Origin of the sequence: Blastococcus sp. Marseille-P5729, assembly GCF_900292035.1 — a bacterium.
Taxonomy (GTDB): Bacteria; Actinomycetota; Actinomycetes; order Mycobacteriales; family Antricoccaceae; genus Cumulibacter.
On record NZ_OMPO01000002.1, the window covers coordinates 13,432 to 29,818 of the forward strand.

The 16,387-nt window shown below is 69.9% G+C and carries 14 protein-coding genes and 1 pseudogene; 4 read left to right on the plus strand and 11 right to left on the minus strand.

All coding sequences use genetic code 11. The annotated features are described in order from the left end of the window. Positions 1-69 precede the first annotated feature (69 nt). From ruvX to DAA40_RS08610, 4 genes are read right to left on the minus strand one after another with little or no spacing between them, the layout of a single operon-like run. Entirely contained in the window at positions 70-513 is a 444-nt protein-coding gene (gene ruvX / locus DAA40_RS08595) for a Holliday junction resolvase RuvX (RefSeq protein WP_234356302.1), read from the minus strand. Further along, a complete protein-coding gene (gene alaS, locus DAA40_RS08600) occupies positions 510-3,206 on the minus strand; it encodes an alanine--tRNA ligase (protein WP_106849359.1) in 2,697 nt (898 codons plus the stop codon). Before alaS ends, ruvX begins: the two co-directional genes overlap by 4 nt. Positions 3,207-3,212: 6 nt before the next feature. Next, positions 3,213-3,464 (minus strand): hypothetical protein, encoded by a 252-nt coding sequence (locus DAA40_RS08605; protein WP_106849360.1) that lies wholly within the window; start codon positions 3,462-3,464, stop codon positions 3,213-3,215. A gap of 4 nt (positions 3,465-3,468) precedes the next feature. Next, positions 3,469-3,822 carry a DUF948 domain-containing protein gene (locus tag DAA40_RS08610; protein ID WP_106849361.1) on the minus strand — a complete coding sequence of 118 codons (354 nt, stop codon included), beginning with the start codon at positions 3,820-3,822 and terminating at the stop codon, positions 3,469-3,471. Positions 3,823-3,901: 79 nt separating this feature from the next. On the opposite strand from DAA40_RS08610, the pseudogene DAA40_RS08615 reads away from it, so the two are divergent. Both DAA40_RS08615 and DAA40_RS08620 read left to right on the plus strand, forming a co-directional pair. Further along, positions 3,902-4,758 (plus strand): annotated as a pseudogene (locus tag DAA40_RS08615) (LLM class flavin-dependent oxidoreductase). Positions 4,759-4,795: 37 nt separating this feature from the next. Continuing rightward, positions 4,796-5,926 (plus strand): metallophosphoesterase, encoded by a 1,131-nt coding sequence (locus DAA40_RS08620; RefSeq protein ID WP_106849362.1) that lies wholly within the window; start codon positions 4,796-4,798, stop codon positions 5,924-5,926. Positions 5,927-5,962: 36 nt separating this feature from the next. On the opposite strand, the gene DAA40_RS08625 is transcribed toward DAA40_RS08620, so the two are convergent. From DAA40_RS08625 to DAA40_RS08640, 4 genes are all read right to left on the minus strand, one after another. Then, the gene (locus DAA40_RS08625; protein WP_234356303.1) at positions 5,963-7,315 is read right to left on the minus strand and encodes a replication-associated recombination protein A; all 1,353 of its coding nucleotides are present in this window, start codon (positions 7,313-7,315) and stop codon (positions 5,963-5,965) included. Between the two features lie 140 nt (positions 7,316-7,455). Then, a complete protein-coding gene (locus DAA40_RS08630; protein WP_106849363.1) occupies positions 7,456-8,733 on the minus strand; it encodes an acetyl-CoA C-acetyltransferase in 1,278 nt (425 codons plus the stop codon). 62 nt (positions 8,734-8,795) lie between these two features. Continuing rightward, positions 8,796-9,647, minus strand: a complete 852-nt coding sequence (locus tag DAA40_RS08635) for a phosphotransferase family protein (protein ID WP_106849364.1) — start codon at positions 9,645-9,647, stop codon at positions 8,796-8,798. A 165-nt stretch (positions 9,648-9,812) separates the two neighbouring features. After that, complete coding sequence (locus tag DAA40_RS08640) at positions 9,813-10,922, minus strand: alanine--glyoxylate aminotransferase family protein (RefSeq protein WP_106849365.1); 1,110 nt, start codon at positions 10,920-10,922, stop codon at positions 9,813-9,815. A 127-nt stretch (positions 10,923-11,049) separates the two neighbouring features. On the opposite strand from DAA40_RS08640, the gene DAA40_RS08645 reads away from it, so the two are divergent. Further along, complete coding sequence (locus tag DAA40_RS08645) at positions 11,050-11,667, plus strand: DUF937 domain-containing protein (RefSeq protein WP_106849366.1); 618 nt, start codon at positions 11,050-11,052, stop codon at positions 11,665-11,667. A 16-nt stretch (positions 11,668-11,683) separates the two neighbouring features. Here the strand turns inward: DAA40_RS08645 and aspS are convergent, their stop codons facing one another. From aspS to DAA40_RS08660, 3 genes are read right to left on the minus strand one after another with little or no spacing between them, the layout of a single operon-like run. Continuing rightward, positions 11,684-13,468: an aspartate--tRNA ligase gene (gene aspS, locus DAA40_RS08650; RefSeq protein ID WP_106849367.1), complete on the minus strand. Its 1,785-nt coding sequence runs from the start codon at positions 13,466-13,468 to the stop codon at positions 11,684-11,686. Then, positions 13,465-14,793, minus strand: a complete 1,329-nt coding sequence (hisS, locus tag DAA40_RS08655; RefSeq protein ID WP_106849368.1) for a histidine--tRNA ligase — start codon at positions 14,791-14,793, stop codon at positions 13,465-13,467. Before hisS ends, aspS begins: the two co-directional genes overlap by 4 nt. A gap of 9 nt (positions 14,794-14,802) precedes the next feature. Beyond that, positions 14,803-15,483, minus strand: a complete 681-nt coding sequence (locus DAA40_RS08660; protein WP_106849369.1) for an MBL fold metallo-hydrolase — start codon at positions 15,481-15,483, stop codon at positions 14,803-14,805. A gap of 388 nt (positions 15,484-15,871) precedes the next feature. Between DAA40_RS08660 and DAA40_RS08665 the strand changes: the two genes are divergently transcribed. After that, entirely contained in the window at positions 15,872-16,384 is a 513-nt protein-coding gene (locus DAA40_RS08665) for a peptidylprolyl isomerase (RefSeq protein WP_370430646.1), read from the plus strand. The last annotated feature ends 3 nt before the right edge of the window (positions 16,385-16,387 follow it).

Below are 16,387 nucleotides of genomic sequence, written 5' to 3' on the forward strand. Positions count from 1 at the left end.
CGTGTCTATCGGCCCGGGGGCTGTGGCCGGTGGTCAAGCCTAGCAATCCAGCCCCCGGCGGTGGTGGACTCAGCGGCGTCGGGCATCTAGGAAGGCCTGCAGGATCACGGCGGCTGCGGTTTGATCGATGACCGGGCGCTGCGCTCGCGCGCTCAACCCTGCCTCGCGCAGCGCACTCGCCGCGCTGACCGTGGTGAACCGCTCGTCGAGGCGGGTCACCGGCACCGGGGCGATGGCGGCTGCGACCTGCTCGGCGTAGGTGTCAGCGACCGCCGCCGCCCGCCCGGCGTCCCCGGAGAGGCTGGTGGGGCGCCCGATCACGACCTCGACGACCTCGTACTCCTCCACGAGCCGCGCCAGCTCACGCAGGTCGGTGCCGTGCTTCTTGTCGCGGCGCAGCGTGCTCAGTCCGGTGGCCACCAGCCCATCGGGGTCGCACACCGCGACCCCGACGCGAGCCGCCCCGGGGTCGATCCCGAGCCGGCGCCCGCGCGCCAACGGGGGCTCGCTCACGCCGATCCGGTGACCTTCTGGCCGACATAGTGCTCGGCGGCGACCAGCCCGGCTGCCGCGCCCGAGGCGTCGGTGCCGCCGCCCTGTGCGACGTCGTCCTTACCGCCGCCGCGGCCACCCATGGGCTCGGCGAGCACCTTGATGATGTCGCCGGCCGCGAGCTTCCACTCGCGCGCCTTCTCGTTGGTGGCGACGATGAACGAGGCGCCCTTGTCGCTGGTCGAGGTGGCGGCGACGACGACGGGCCGGTCGGCCGGGATCCGGCCGCGGACGTCGAGGGCCAGGGCCCGCAGGTCGCCCCCGCTGAGGCCAGGCGGCGCCTCGACGCCCACGAAGGACACGCCGAAGACGTCCTTGGCGCCCCTGGCCAGCTCGCCGGCGTTGCCGAGTACCGCCTCCGACCTCAACCGGGCGATTTCCTTCTCGGCCGCCTTGAGCCGCTCGAGGATGGTGCCGATCCGCTCGGGGAGCTCCTCCCGCGGGGCCTTGAAGCTCTCGGCCAGCTGGCTGACCATCGTGTGCTCCTTGGCCAGGTACTGGTAGGCATCGAGCCCGACCAGGGCCTCGACGCGGCGTACGCCGGAGCCGATGGATGCCTCGGAGAGGATCTTGACCATGCCGAGCTGGCCGGCGCGTGCGGCGTGCGTGCCGCCGCACAGCTCGCGCGAGTACGCGCCGCCGATCTCGACCACCCGCACGACGTCGCCGTACTTCTCCCCGAACAGCGCCATCGCGCCCATCTTGCGGGCCTCGTCGAGGGAGGTGAGGAAGGCACCGACCTCGAGGTCGTCCATGAGCATCGAGTTGACCTCGTGCTCGATCGCGGCCAGCGAGGATTCCGACACGGCCGAGGGGGTCTTGAAGTCGAACCGCAGCCGGCCCGGGGCGTTCAGCGACCCGGCCTGGGTGGCCGATTCGCCGAGCTCGCCGCGCAGTGCGCGGTGGATCAGGTGGGTCGCGGTGTGTGCGCGGGAGACCGCGCGGCGGCGCGCGACGTCGACGATCGCGTGGGCATCCGAGCCGGCCCGGATCTCGCCGTCGACGACCCGCCCGCGGTGGACGATGAGCCCGCCGAGCGGCTTCTGGACGTCGGTGATCTCGATCTGCCCGCCATCGACCTCGATGACGCCGTGGTCGGGCTGCTGCCCGCCGCCCTCGGCGTAGAACGGCGTGCCGTCGAGCACGATCTCGACCTCGTCGCCCTGGGTGGCCAGGTCGGCCTCCCGACCGCCCCGGATGAGCCCGGCGATCCGCGACTCCCGTGCCACCTGCGCGTAGCCGCTGAAGTCGGTGTCGCCCAGGGTGTCCAGGAGCTTGCGGTAGGCCGACTGGTCGACGGTGCCGAGCTTGCGGCCGGCGGCGTCCGCCTTGGCGCGCTCGCGCTGCTGGCCCATGAGCTCCCGGAAGCCGGTCTCGTCGACCTCCAGGCCCTGCTCGGCCGCCATCTCCAGGGTCAGGTCGATCGGGAACCCGTAGGTGTCGTGCAAGGTGAAGGCCTGCTCGCCGCTGATGCTGCCCGAGCCGGTGCGCTTGGCCTCGCTCACCGCCGTGTCGAGGATCGTGGTGCCCTGGCGCAGCGTGGAGGCGAACTGCTCCTCCTCGGCGTAGGCGTAGTTGGCGATCCGCTGGTAGTCCCGCTCGACCTCGGGGTAGCTGAGCTTCATGCAGTCGCGGGCGGTCGCGAACAGCTCCGGGAAGGCGGCGTCGTGGTAGCCCAGCAGCCGCATCGAGCGGACGGTTCGGCGCAGCATCCGGCGCAGCACGTAGCCGCGCCCGTCGTTGGTCGGGGTGACTCCATCGGCCATCAGCATCAGGCCGGTCCGCACGTGGTCGGCGACGACCCGCATCCGGACGTCGTCCTCATGGGCGGCGCCGTACCGCTTGCCGGCCAGCTCCGCGGCCTTGTCGAGGATCGGGTAGACCTCGTCGATCTCGTACAGGTTGTCCACGCCCTGCAGCAGCGCGGCCAACCGCTCGAGGCCGAGGCCGGTGTCGATGTTCTTCTTCGGCAGCGGGCCGAGAATCGGGAAGTCGTCGTACCCCTTGCCGGCACCGGACTCCGCAGCGCCGCGGATGGACTCCATGAAGACCAGGTTCCAGACCTCCATGAAGCGCTCGCCGTCGACCGCTGGACCGCCCTCCGGCCCGTAGTCCGCGCCGCGGTCGTAGGAGATCTCCGAGCAGGGACCGCACGGGCCGGGAACGCCCATGTGCCAGAAGTTGTCGGCCTTGCCCAGCCGCTGGATCCGCTCCTCGGGGACGCCGACGACGTTCTTCCAGATGTCGTGCGCCTCGTCGTCGTCGGTGTAGACGGTGATCCACAGGCGGTCCGCGTCGAGGCCGTAGCCGCCCTCGCTCTGTGAGCGAGTCATCAGGTCCCAGGCGTACTTCGAGGCGCCTTCCTTGAAGTAGTCGCCGAAGGAGAAGTTGCCGCACATCTGGAAGAAGGAGCCATGCCGGCTGGTCTTGCCGACCTCCTCGATGTCGAGGGTGCGCACGCACTTCTGCACACTGGTCGCGCGGTCCCACGGCGGGCTCTGCTCGCCGAGGAAGTAGGGCTTGAACGGCACCATGCCGGCGTTGACCAGCAGCAGGGTCGGGTCGTCGCTGATCAGGCTGGCGCTGGGCACCACGGTGTGCCCGTTGTCCTCGAAGTACTTCAGGAATCGAGAACGAATCTCGGAGGTCTGCATCTGCGCTTAGATTTCCTTGGTTGATGGCTCAGGGCCGGCGTCGAGCCCGACCCCTTCGCGGAGCTCGTGCTCGCGCTGGCGCATCGCGGTCCGTACGTCGGCGAAGAACAGCCGCGCCTGGTCGGCGAGGTTGGCCGCGCCGCGGCCGGTGCGCTCGGCGAGGGCATTGGGTTTGACGGCGTCCGCGGCCGCCGACAGCTTGCGGACGACGAGGACGCCGATGGTGATGCCCATGGAGAGCCAGAAGATGCGTCGCATGGCGCTACCGTCCCGATCGCTTCGCGGCGGCCTTGCGCACGCCGTAGGTGAACGAGGCGACCTTCACCAGCGGGCTGCCGATGGTGCTGGAGACCAGCGAGGTCAGCGCGGCGGCGTTCTGCGAGACGTTCTCAGCGTTGGCGGCGATGCCGTCGACCCGCTCGAGGTTTGAGTTGACGTGCCGCACGGTGTCGACGGCGTTGGTCAGCAGCGGGGTGGCCTGGTCGGTGGCCTTGCGGACGGCGAGGGTGGTCTCGTCGAGCGTGCGACCCAGCTTCAGGATCGGGACGGCCAGCAGCAGGACCAGCAGCAGAAAAGCCCCCGCCGCGATCAGGGCCGCGATCTCGGTACCGGACATCACACACTCCTTCTTCTTCTCGTCTCGTGTCGCCTGGACACCAGCGTCCCACCCTACCGCGCTTGCCTAAGCTCCATGGATGGACATCTCATGCGCCTTCGCGACCAGCCTGCAGACCCCCGAGCACATCCGGATCGCGGAGTCCCTGGGCTACCAGCGGGCCTGGGCTTACGACTCCCCCGCGCTGTATCCCGACGTGTGGGCGATGCTCTACCAGGCGGCGGAGCGGACCGAGCGGATCGGGATCGGTCCGGGCGTGCTCGTGCCCAGCCTGCGGCACCCGATGACGAATGCCGCCGCCATCGCCGGCGGGCACTGCTGGCCGGCGAGGTCACCGAGTGGGACGGCGCACCGATCAAGATGCTGCACGGTGAGGGTTTCGGTGCCCCGCGACCGATCGACGTCCCGATCCTGATCGGCGCCAACGGCCCGCTGGGCACCAAGGTCGCGAAGTCGGTGGGCGATGGCATCTTCGCGGCCGCCGTACCCAATCCCGAGGCCGACGGATGGCACGCCCTGCTCGCGTACGGCACGGTGCTGGACGACGGTGAGGACCCGGCATCGAAGCGCGTCATGGACGCCGCGGGACATGCGATCGCGGTGCGCTTCCACGCGATGTACGAGCGGGCGGGAGCCGAGGGCGTACGGCGCTACCCCGGCGGCGAGGCCTGGCTGGCGAGCGTGGAGTCCTCGCCCGAGCGCGAGCGGCACCTCGCGGTCCACGAAGGGCACATGGCGGCGGTCAACGAGCACGACCGGCATGCGCTCGCCGCCGCCACAGCGATCATCAGGAGGCTCACGCTCACCGGCTCGGCCGCCGAGGTACGCGACCGGGTCGCGGCGTACGCCGAGCGGGGCGTCACCGAGATCGCCTACCAGCCCGCGGGCCGGGACATCCCGCGCGAGCTGGAGGCCTTCATTACCGCGGTGACCTGACGGCCGCGGGCTCGCTGGACAATGGCAGACTCGCCGGGTGCAGGTCTTCGTCACGATCGTCTTCGTCGTCATCATCGGCATGCACTACGTGATCTACCGGCGACTGGCAGTGGCCCCGCGATGGCCGCGTCGGGTTCGGACGGCCATCGGGGCCGGCATGGTGCTGCTCGTGATCCTGCTACTGAGCTCCTGGCGATCCTTGTGGGCTCCGGTACTCAGCCCGGACGCCGCCCGCCCCCTCGCCTGGGTCGGGATGAGCTGGCTGGCCTTCGGGCTGTACCTGTCCCTCGGCCTCCTGGTCGTGGCGATCGTCGCGGGGGTGCTGGCGCTGCGCGGCAGTGATCCGCTGACTCGCGTGCGGGTGAACCGGGCCGGCTCGCTGGCCGCGCTCGCGGGCGCCGCGGCAACGACCGTCTGGGGACTGGTCTCCGCGGCGAATCCCGAGGTCACGAGGTGGACGGTCGAGGCCGAGCAGCTGCCGGAGCAGTTCGACGGCACCACGATCGTGCTGCTGAGCGACCTGCATATCGGTGCCGTGAACTCCGACCGGCTCACGCGCGAGCTCGTCGATGCCGCGAACGCCGCCGAGCCCGACATCGTCGTCCTCGCCGGCGACCTGGTCGAGGGCTCACCAAACCGGTACGGCTACCAGCTCGCGCCACTCGCCGACCTGGAGGCCGAGCTCGGGGTGTACGCCGTGACCGGCAACCACGAGTTCATCAGCGGAGAGCCGCAGGCCTGGATCGACATCTGGCAGGAGCTCGGGATCACCGTGCTGCAGAACGAGTCGGCCACCATCGAGCAGGACGGCGCCGTGCTGCATATCGCCGGCGTCCACGACGCGATGGGCGAGGGCGAGTGGCTGGCCGATCCGCAGGCGGCGCTCGACGGGCTCCCGGCCGGCGACTTCACCCTGTACGTGGCTCATCAACCCAGCCAGGCCGAGGACGCCCAGGGGCTCGGCATCGACCTGCAGCTGTCCGGTCACACGCACGGCGGTCAGCTGTGGCCGATGCACTACGCCGTGCTGGCCTCTCAGCCGATGCTCAGCGGGCGCGCGATGGTCGGTGACGTCGACGTGCTCACCTCGCGCGGCGCCGCCGCGTGGGGCCCGCCGGTCAGGGTGGGCGCGCCTCCGGAGATCCCGGTCATCACACTGACCCGTTGACCTGCTGACCCGCCGTCGTAGATCGAGAGCCGGCGGTCAGCGGTCGCGGAGGATCGCCCGGATCCTCGCCAGCCGCTCGCCGATCGCCTTCTCCACGCCGCGGCCGGTCGGGTGGTAGTAGTCGGTGCCGTCGACGGCGTCCGGCGCGTACTGCTGGCTGGCGATTCCCTCGTCGAGGGCGTGCGGGTACACGTACTGCTGCGCGTGCCCGAGCTTCTTGGCGCCCGCATAGTGGCCGTCCCGCAGGTGCGGGGGCACGGTGCCGAGCCGACCGGCCTTCACGTCGGCCATGGCCGCGTTGATCGCCTCGTAGGCGGCGTTCGACTTCGGGGCGCAGGCCAGGTGCACGACGGCCTGGGCGAGCGGGATCCGGCCCTCCGGCATGCCGATGAACGACACCGCGTGCATCGCGGCCACCGCCGTCTGCAGTGCCGACGGATCGGCCATGCCGATGTCCTCGCTCGCCGAGATCACCAGGCGGCGCGCGATGAACCGGGCGTCCTCGCCGGCGGTGATCATCCGGGCGAGGTAGTGCAGCGCCGCGTCGACGTCCGAGCCGCGGATCGACTTGATCAGGGCGCTGGCGACGTCGTAGTGCTGATCGCCGTCGCGGTCGTACTTGACTGCCGCCACGTCGACGGCCCGCGAGACCATCTCTTCATCGATCGTGCGAGCGCCTGCTCCGTCCGCGATGTCGGCAGCGGCCTCCAGCGAGGTGAGCGATCGCCGCGCATCGCCCGCGGCAGTGCGGACCAGGTGATCGAGCGCGTCCGGCGCGATCTCGTATCTCCCGGCCAGGCCGCGCTCGTCGGCGAGCGCCCGCCCCAGCACGGTCCGGACGTCGTCCTCCCCCAGCGGCTCGAGCGTGAGCAGCAGAGACCGCGACAGCAGCGGCGACACCAGCGCGAAGAACGGGTTCTCCGTGGTGGCCGCGATCAACGCGACTGTGCGCTGCTCGACCGCTGCGAGCAGCGAGTCCTGCTGCGTCTTGCTGAATCGGTGCACCTCGTCGATGAACAGCACCGTCTGCTCGCCGCCGCGCTGACGGCGCTTCCTGGCCTCCTCGATCACCGCCCGCACGTCCTTCACGCCGGCGTTCAGCGCCGACAGTTGCACGAACCGGCGGTTGGTGGCGTGGCCGATGACGTGGGCCAGCGTGGTCTTTCCGGTGCCGGGCGGTCCGTAGAGGATCACCGACATTGCGGTGTCACCCTCCACGATGCGGCGCAGGGCGGTTCCGGGGCCGATCAGCTTCTGCTGGCCCACGACCTCGTCGAGGGTTCGGGGACGCATCCGCACCGCGAGCGGGGCGCCCGGATCGGGCTCAGGCGGCCGATCGTCGTACGGCGGGTCGTCGTCCACACCGGGGATATCGAACAGGCCAGCCACCCGGTCGATGGTAGTCGTCGCCGGTCCAGCCGGCTCCTTCCGTGGACGGGGTCCTGGTCACCGAGTAGCCACCCTCACGACGCAGCCGCCTCCCGATCGTGCCGGGAGGCGGCTGCGTTCTGCGCGTGGTCCGAGGATCGCTAGGCGGCCTTCTCGGCGGCCTCGTCGAGACGCTCGATGATGATCGCCGGGGCCATGCCGCCGGCGGCGCACATGGTGATCAGGCCGTACCGGCCGCCGGTGCGCTCGAGCTCGTCGAGGGCGGTGCCGATCAGTATGGTGCCGGTGGCGCCGATCGGGTGACCTAGTGCGATCGCGCCGCCGTTGGGGTTGACCTTCTCGCGGTCGACGCCCATGTCGCGGATGAACTTCTCGGTGACCACGGCGAAGGCCTCGTTGACCTCCCACACGTCGATGTCGTCCTTGGTCAGGCCGGCTTTCTCGAGCACCTTCTTCGCGGCAGGGACCGGCGCGTTGAGCATCAGGGTCGGGTCGTCGCCGATGTTGGCGGTCGCCACGATGCGGGCGCGCTTCTTCAGGCCGTGCTGCTCGGCGTACTCCTTGGAGGCCAGCAGGATTGCCGCGGCGCCGTCCACGACGCCCGAGGAGTTGCCGGCGTGGTGCACGTGCTCGATGTCGAGGTCCGGGTAGACGCGGTTGATCTGCTTGCGGAAGGTGTTGCCCTCCTCGTCGTACGGCAGGTCGGCCAGCTTCGTGAACGCCGGCTTCAGACCGGCGAGGCTCTCCGCGGTAGTCTCCGGGCGCGGGTACTCGTCCTTGGCCAGTGCCACCGAGCCGTCGTGGTTGTGCACGGGCACGACCGAGTTGTCGAAGCGCCCCTCGTCCATCGCGATCTTGGCGCGACGCTGGCTCTCGAGGCCGAGGGCGTCGAGGTCCTCGCGGCTGATGCCCTCCTGCGAGGCGATCGCGTCACCGCACACGCCCTGGTGGGACTGCGGATGCATCTCGTCGAGATGCTCATTGTGCGAGCCCATGAGCGCCGGGGGGAGCCCGGCCTCGCGCTCCTGCTGCGCCATCGTGGCGGTCAGGCTCATCATCTCGGTGCCGCCGGCGATGACGAGGTCCTCCATGCCGCTCATGACCTGCGCCGCGCCGAGTGCCACGCTGGTGATGCCACCGCCGCAGAAGCGATCGAGGGTGGTTCCGCTGACGGTAATGTCGAAGCCGGCGTCCAGCGCAGCCATGCGGCCGAGGTCGCCGCCCTGCTTGCCCTTCTGGGTCGAGACCGACCAGATGACGTCCTGGACGTCCTTCTCGTTGAGGTCGTTGCGCTCCTTGAGCGCCTTGAGCACGGTCGCAGCCAGGTGCTGCGGATGCAGATGGGCCAGCGAGCCCTTGCCAACCTTGCCGATGCCGCGCGGGGTGCGGACGGCGTCGATGATGTAGGCGTCAGCCATGTCGGTCTCCCGGAGTTGATAACTGAATCGGGTTCAGGGTACTTCGCACAGGCAACTAATTGCTAGTGACCTGGACGACTCAATACTGCCCCAGCGCGACGCAGCCGTGGCTCGATCTTGCGCAGCAGCCGGTCCGAGTCCGGCGTGTCGGTCCGGGTGGCCAGGTGATCGACCCGCTCGAGAGACTGCGCAGCGCCCCACACGATTGCGCGACGGGCCTTCTCGGGATCGTCGGTGAGCTGCCCGATGAGATCGGCCCCGTGCCAGATCGACAGGTGCGCGAGGTTGATCGCCGGGTCCCAGGCCGCCGCGCGGTCCCAATCGAGGACGCCGGCGAGCTCGCCGTCTACCCACCGCATGTTGTCCCCCGCCAGGTCGCCGTGCACCAGCCCGGGCGGCTGGTCGGCGTACGAGCCCACCGCGGCGAGGACGTCGACCGCGATCGACCTGAGATGCGCCGGAAGCACAGCGAGCGTTCGTTCCCGGCGGTGCTCGGTCCACGGCCCCACGTAGTCGAACGGCTCCGCGAGCATCGACCGCACCGGGTCCGTGTCGACCGCCTCGAGCTGGCGCAGCAGCGCACGCAGCCGGCCCGGATCCCCGCTGCCGAAGGGATGGGTCGATCCGGGAACGAACCGTTGGACTACCGCGGTCATCGGCCCGCGCTGCTCGACCTTCGACAGTGGAACGGGCAGCTCGAACGGCAGCCGCGCCGCGAGCGCCTCCACGACCGCCACGCGCCGTGGCAGGTCTCGGGCGGCCCGGTCGCTCCGCGCAATGCGCAGCACGGCCACCGGAGCGGCTACGAGTACCAGGTGCTCGCTGCCGCCCTCGTCCACATGGCCGTCCGCCCAGCCGGCTCCCGGGTACAGCGAGCGCGCGAGGTCGATCTCCCGGTGAGTAGGCGGCCTCATCGACGCCCGCTCATCCCAGGTTCCACAGCCAGCGGTAGCAGTCGAACCGGACCGGCAGCGTGTCGTGCCACCGCCTCAGACCGCGCGCGACCGCCGATGCCGTGCACGCTGGATCCAAGAGGTTGCGGGGATGCACGGCCGACTCGGCGGGAATGGAATGCTCACCTACTTGGTCGCGGCGATCGCGTCCTTGAGCGCACCCAGCAGCAGGGTGACGCTGGCCGGGGTGGCATTCGGACCCATGAGGCCGATCCGCCACACGGTCGCGGCGAACTCCTTCACGCCGGCGCCGATCTCGATGCTGTACCGCTCCAGCAGGTAGGAGCGGACCTGGGCCGAGTCGACGCCGTCCGGCACCTTGACGGTAGTCAGCTCGGGCAGCCGCGCACCCTCCTCGGCGAACAGCTCGAGGCCCATGTCCTGGAGGCCGGCCTGCAGCAGGTCGCCGGCTTCCTGGTGTCGCGCCCACACCGCGTCGAGGCCCTCGGCGAGGATCCGGCCCAGCCCGGCGTGCAGGCTGGCGACCATGGCGACCGGCGCGGTGTGATGGTAGGTGCGGGCGCCCTTCGCCCCTCCGACGTACCCGCCGAGCATGCCCAGGTCGAGATACCAGGAATGCGGCTTCTCGATGCGCCGCTCGTAGGCCCGCTCGGAGATGGTGAACGGCGCGAGGCCTGGCGCTACGCCGAGGCATTTCTGCGTGCCGGCGTACCCGACATCGACGCCCCAGTCGTCGGCGCGCAGCTCGATGCCCCCGATCGAGGTGACGGCGTCGGTGATCAGCAGCGCGTCGCCCTTGCCGGCACCGAGTGAGGCGATGTCGCTGCGGACGCCGGTGGACGTCTCGGCGTGCACCGCGGCGATCACCTTCGGCGAGGGGTGCGCCGACAGCACCCGGTCGGCGTCCACCGGGGTGCCCCACTCGTGATCGACGCGCACGACCTCGGCGCCGCAGCGGGCCGCGACGTCGCACATCCGCTCGCCGAACAGCCCGTTGACGGCGATCACCGCGACGTCCCCCTCCCCCACGGTGTTGACGAACGCGGCCTCCATGCCGGCCGATCCGGTCGCCGACAGCGGGAGGGTGCGGGGGTTCTCGGTACTCCAGACCGTGCGCAGCCGGTCACAGGTCTCGTCGATGATCTCGATGAACCGTGGGTCGAGATGGCCGAGCAGCGGCAGGCCCAGGGCAGCCGTCGCCTCCGGGTAGGCGTTGGTGGGGCCGGGTCCGAACAGCTTGCGCTCGAGGACGATGTCAGATGCAGAGGTCGTCATGGGCTCTAACCTAGCGGTCTGCTCGGTGTTAAGCCCGGGCGCGGTGTCCGGTGATCCTGCCGCCGGCGACCGGGCGACTGGCTAGGCTCCGAAGGAACAACGCCGCATCACTTTGGAAGGTGTCACCGTGAGCGATATCGATCAGCTGATCTCCCAGATCCCCCTGTCGCAGGTTGCGCGACAGCTCGGTGTGGACGAGCCCACCGCCCAGGAGGCCGTGAACGCGGCGATCCCGGCATTGCTCGGCGGGCTCGGCGCCAATGCCCAGGACCCGGCCGGCGAGGCCTCCCTCATGGAGGCGCTCGGCCAGCATCGGCGCGCAGACGACGGTTCTCCGTACGATGTCGACGCCCAAGACACCGCTGACGGTCAGAAGATCGTCCATCACATCTTCGGCTCGAACACCGATCAGGTGGTCAACCAGCTCGCCGGCGCGCGCGGTGCACTCGGTTCGGGCATGCTCGCCAAGCTGTTGCCGCTGCTGGCACCGATCGTGCTGCAGTGGCTGGCGAACAAGTGGGGTCAGCGCTCCGACGGCGGCGTCTCGCGCACCCCGTCCGGGGGTACCGGCCAGGCGCCCGCCGGCTTCCCGACCAACCCGGATGCGCAGCGTCCGGCACCGCAGCGCGAACCGCAGCAGCAGGGAGGCGGCCTCGGCGACTTGCTCGGTGGCCTGCTCGGCGGCGGCTCGGGCGGCGGGCTCGGCGACTTGCTCGGCGGCCTGCTCGGCGGCGGCAGGAGGTAGCACGCACTGCCTGCTGCTAGGTGGCCGGCGCTTCCTTCGCCTTCGGCTTGGCGTCGACGCCGGCCTCCTTGCGCTGCTGGGCGGTGATCGGGGCCGGGGCGGAGGTCAGCGGGTCGTAGCCGTTCCCGGTCTTCGGGAAGGCGATGACGTCGCGAATTGACTCGCTGCCCTGCAGCAGAGCCACGATGCGGTCCCAGCCAAAGGCGATGCCACCGTGCGGCGGGGCGCCGTACTGGAAGGCATCGAGCAGGAAGCCGAACTTCTCGCGCGCCTCCTCCTGCGACAGGCCCATGATCTGAAAGACCCGCTCCTGCACGTCCTGGCGGTGGATACGGATCGACCCGCCGCCGATCTCGTTGCCGTTGCAGACGATGTCATAGGCGTTCGACAGTGCGCTGCCGGGATCGACGTCGAAGGTGTCGACGTACTCGGGCTTAGGAGCGGTGAAGGCGTGGTGGACGGCGGTCCACTGCCCGCCGCCGACGGCGACATCGTCGGTCTCGGATGCGAGCTCGAACATGGGCGCGTCGACCACCCACAGGAACGACCATGCGCTCTGGTCGATCAGGCCGCAGCGGCGGGCCACCTCGACGCGGACGGCGCCCAGCAGCTCACGCATCTGGCGAACCGGTCCGGCGGCGAAGAACACGCAGTCCCCCGGCTTGGCACCCACGTGCGCGGCCAACCCGGCACGCTCGTCGTCCGAGAGGTTCTTGGCGACCGGACCGGACAGCTCGCCGTCGTCGCCGACGAGGACGTAGGCCAGGCCCTTCGCGCCGCGCTGCTTGGCCCATTCCTGCCAGGCATCGAGCGTGCGGCGCGGCTGGGAGGCTCCCCCGGGCATGACGACCGCGCCGACGTACGGCGCCTGGAACACGCGGAAGGGCGTGTGCGTGAAGTAGTCGGTGCACTCGACGAGCTCGAGGTCGGTGCGCAGGTCGGGCTTGTCCGAGCCGTAGCGGCGCATCGCCTCGTCGTAGGTCATCCGCGGAATCGGGGTGGGGATGTCGTAGCCGATGAGCGCCCACAGGGAGACGAGGATCGCCTCGGCGAGCTCGATGACGTCCTCCTGGTCGACGAAGGACATCTCGACATCAAGCTGGGTGAACTCCGGCTGCCGGTCGGCGCGGAAGTCCTCGTCGCGGTAGCAGCGCGCGATCTGGTAATAGCGCTCCATGCCCGCGACCATCAGCAGCTGCTTGAACAGCTGCGGGCTCTGCGGCAGTGCGTACCAGGCGCCGGGCGAGAGCCGCGCGGGCACGAGGAAGTCGCGGGCGCCCTCCGGCGTGGAGCGAGTCAAAGTCGGCGTCTCGATCTCGACGAAGTCCCGCTCCTCCAGCACCCGCCGAGCCGCGGCGTTGACCTTGCTGCGCAGGCGCAGCGCACCCCCGCCGCGCTCACGGCGCAGGTCGAGATAGCGATAGCGCAGCCGCGTCTCCTCGCCGACCTCGCCGGTTCCCTGCGCGTCGATCTGGAACGGCAGGGCAGCCGACTCGCTGAGCACGTCGAGGGAGTCGGCGTACACCTCGATCTCGCCAGAAGGCAGGTTCGGGTTCTCGTTGCCTTCCGGGCGGATCTCGACCGTGCCGGTGACGGCGATGCAGAACTCCGAACGCAGCCGGTGCGCCTTCTGGGCCATCTCTCCCTCACGGAACACGACCTGCGCCACGCCGCTGGAGTCCCGCAGATCGACGAAGATGACGCCGCCGTGGTCGCGCCGGCGGGCGACCCATCCGGCGAGGGTGACGGTCTCCCCGGCGTTCTTGGCGCTGAGGCTCGATGCCAGGTGGGTACGGATCACTGACTGCTCTCCTTGCGAATGAGGCGAGGCGTGCGATCGTCCTCGCTCGGTGTCCAGGTCTGCGGGTCGGCGTCGACCTGCTCGCCGCTGCGGATGTCCTTGATCTGGTGGGTCCCGTCACTGCCGGTGAACCAGACGAACGGGATGCCGCGGCGGTCGGCGTACTTGATCTGCTTGCCGAAGCGTGCCGCGGACGGCGAGACCTCGGTGGCGATCCCCCGGGTGCGCAGGGCACGCGCGATCTCGTTGCTCTCGGCGCGCTGCGCGTCGTCGGTGACCGCGACCAGGACGCAGGTCGGCACGCCGCGGGACGCGGTGACGATGTCGTCGCGAACCAGCACAGCCATGATGCGCGATACGCCGACGGACAAGCCGACACCCGGGTAGGTGGCCTTGCCGTCACTGGCGAGCTTCTCGTAGCGCCCACCGGAGCAGACCGAGCCGAGCTCCTCGAAGCCCACCAGATTGGTCTCGAAAACGGTGCCGGTGTAGTAGTCCAGGCCGCGGGCGATCGACAGGTCCGCCACGACCTCGCCGCCCGCGGACGGCGCGACGGCATCCATCAGCTCGGCGAGCTCACGCACCCCTTCATCCAGCAGCTCGTGATGGACGCCGAGCGCGGCAGCCTGGGCGGCAAAGCCCGAGTCCGAGGTGCGGATGCCCGCGAGCGCCAGGATCTTCTCGGCCTGCTCGTCGGTGACGGCCTCGGGCAGGATGCCGCGGACCTTCTCCGGGCCGATCTTGTCGAGCTTGTCGACCGCGCGCAGGACCGCGGCGGGGTCGTCGATGCCGAGCCCGCGGTAGAAGCCCTCGGGGATCTTGCGGGTGCTGACCCGCACGGTCGCCCGTCCGAAGTCCAGGCGAGTGAAGATGTCGACGATCAGCGAGACGATCTCGGCGTCGAAGTGGCCGGCCAGCTCACCTCGGTCAACGATGTCGGCGTCCGCCTGGATGAACTCCCGGAACCGTCCGAACTGGGGCCGCTCACCACGCCAGGCCTTCTGCATCTGGTAGCGCTTGAATGGGAACTCGAGCTTGCCGGCGTTCTCCAGCACGTACCGCGAGAACGGCACCGTCATGTCGTAGTGCAGCGCCATCGCATCCTTCTCGGACGAGTCGGCGTGGATCCGGCGTACGCCGTAGACCTCCTTGTCGATCTCCCCCTTGCGCAGCAGGAAGTCGACGGGCTCGACGGCGCGGGTCTCGATGCCGGAGAAGCCGTGCAGCTCGAAGGTCTCGCGGAGGACGTCGAGGAAGCGCTGCTCGATGAGGCGCTCGCGCGGCAGCCACTCGGGAAACCCGGTGAGCCGGGTGATGCGGGACATGTGGGCCTTTCAGGAGCGCTTGCTGCGCTGGTATTCCAAGATGAAGGGGTTGCTGCGCCGCTCGGCGCCGATCGTGGTCTGGCCACCGTGGCCGGGCAGCACGACGGTGCCATCGTCATAGCTCAGGCACACCTCGTCGATGGAGCGCATGATCGCCTCGTACGAGCCGCCGGGCAAATCGGTGCGCCCGATCCCCTGCTGGAACAGGGTGTCGCCGGAGAGCATCACCGGCGCCCCGGGGTGCTCGAAGGTGAAGATCACCGACCCCTGGGTGTGGCCGGGCGTGTGCCGCGCGGTGAGCTCGACGCCCACGATGCTGATCTGCTCGCCGTCCTGGAGCACCTTGACCTCATCGAAGGCCGGGACCTTGGAGGGGTCGCCACCGACCAGCTGCACGATTCCGCTGCTGTGCCAGCCGAGCGGGTCGCGCACCATGTCGACGTCGTCGCCGTGCAGGTATGCCGGGATGTCGTAGCCGTCCACCAGCGGCGTCACCGACCACGTGTGGTCGAGGTGGCCGTGGGTGAGCGCGATCGCGACCGGCTTGAGCTTGTGCTGCTCGATCACCTGCGTCAGGGTGGGCATCGCGTCCATGCCGGGGTCGACGACGATGCACTCGGCGCCCGGTTCGCTGGCCAAGACGTAGCAGTTGGTCGCGAACACGCCGGCGGGGAATCCAGTCACTAGCACCCAACCACCCTACTCGGTCGGCAGGGGTGACGACGGCCTCGCCCGCGCGTCCGGGGCCGGAGCGGCGCCCGCGGGGTCGTAGGATGGGTTGGTCTGTGCCTACCCAGGAGATCACCGAGTGTCTACCGCCAAGCAACGCCGCGAAGCAGCCCACCGCAAGCTCGAGCGACAGATCGCCAAGCGTCAGGAGGCCGAGCGTCAGCGTAAGCAGCAGATGATCATCTTGAGCCTCGTAGCCTCGGTCGTCGTGATCGGCCTCGTGACGTGGATGGCGGTTGCGAGCAGCAACAGCTCGGACGAGGAGGCCAACGCCAGCGGCGCGAACGCCGGCACCCCCTCCGAGGTGTGCGGATATGTCGCGGACGGCACCGGTGAGCCGACCGTGGGGATGCCCTCGGACGAGGACCTCGAGGAGACCGGCACCGTCGATCTGGCCGTGGCCACCAACCGGGGCGAGCTCACGATCGAGCTGGACCGTTCCAAGGCACCGTGTGCCGTCAACAGTTTCGTGTTCCTGACCGAGGCGCACTTCTTCGACAACACCATCTGTCACCGGCTGACCAGCGGCTCGTTCGGCGTCCTGCAGTGCGGCGACCCCACCGGCAGCGGCATGGGCGGTCCGGGGTACCGCTTCAACGAGGAGACCCCGACCGCCGCCGATCCCTACCCGGAGGGCACCGTCGCGATGGCCAACAGCGGCCAACCCGGCACCACCGGTTCGCAGTTCTTCATCTGCTACACCTCCTGCAGCGTGCTACCGCCGAGCTACTCCGCGGTCGGCACGGTCACCGAAGGCCTGGAAGTCGTGAAGACGATCGCCGCCGAGGGCACGGACAACGGCAGCCAGGACGGCGCGCCGATGAACGAGGTCCGGATCGAGACCCTCTCGCTCGCGGCTTGATCC

Bases quoted from the DNA above. Each gene is read 5' to 3' on its own strand.
- alaS (WP_106849359.1), bottom strand. From the start codon at position 3,206: ATGCAGACCTCCGAGATTCGTTCTCGATTCCTGAAGTACTTCGAGGAC.
- DAA40_RS08605 (WP_106849360.1), bottom strand. From the start codon at position 3,464: ATGCGACGCATCTTCTGGCTCTCCATGGGCATCACCATCGGCGTCCTC.
- DAA40_RS08610 (WP_106849361.1), bottom strand. From the start codon at position 3,822: ATGTCCGGTACCGAGATCGCGGCCCTGATCGCGGCGGGGGCTTTTCTG.
- DAA40_RS08630 (WP_106849363.1), bottom strand. From the start codon at position 8,733: ATGGCTGACGCCTACATCATCGACGCCGTCCGCACCCCGCGCGGCATC.
- DAA40_RS08635 (WP_106849364.1), bottom strand. From the start codon at position 9,647: ATGAGGCCGCCTACTCACCGGGAGATCGACCTCGCGCGCTCGCTGTAC.
- DAA40_RS08640 (WP_106849365.1), bottom strand. From the start codon at position 10,922: ATGACGACCTCTGCATCTGACATCGTCCTCGAGCGCAAGCTGTTCGGA.
- hisS (WP_106849368.1), bottom strand. From the start codon at position 14,793: ATGTCCCGCATCACCCGGCTCACCGGGTTTCCCGAGTGGCTGCCGCGC.
- DAA40_RS08665 (WP_370430646.1), top strand. From the start codon at position 15,872: ATGCCCTCGGACGAGGACCTCGAGGAGACCGGCACCGTCGATCTGGCC.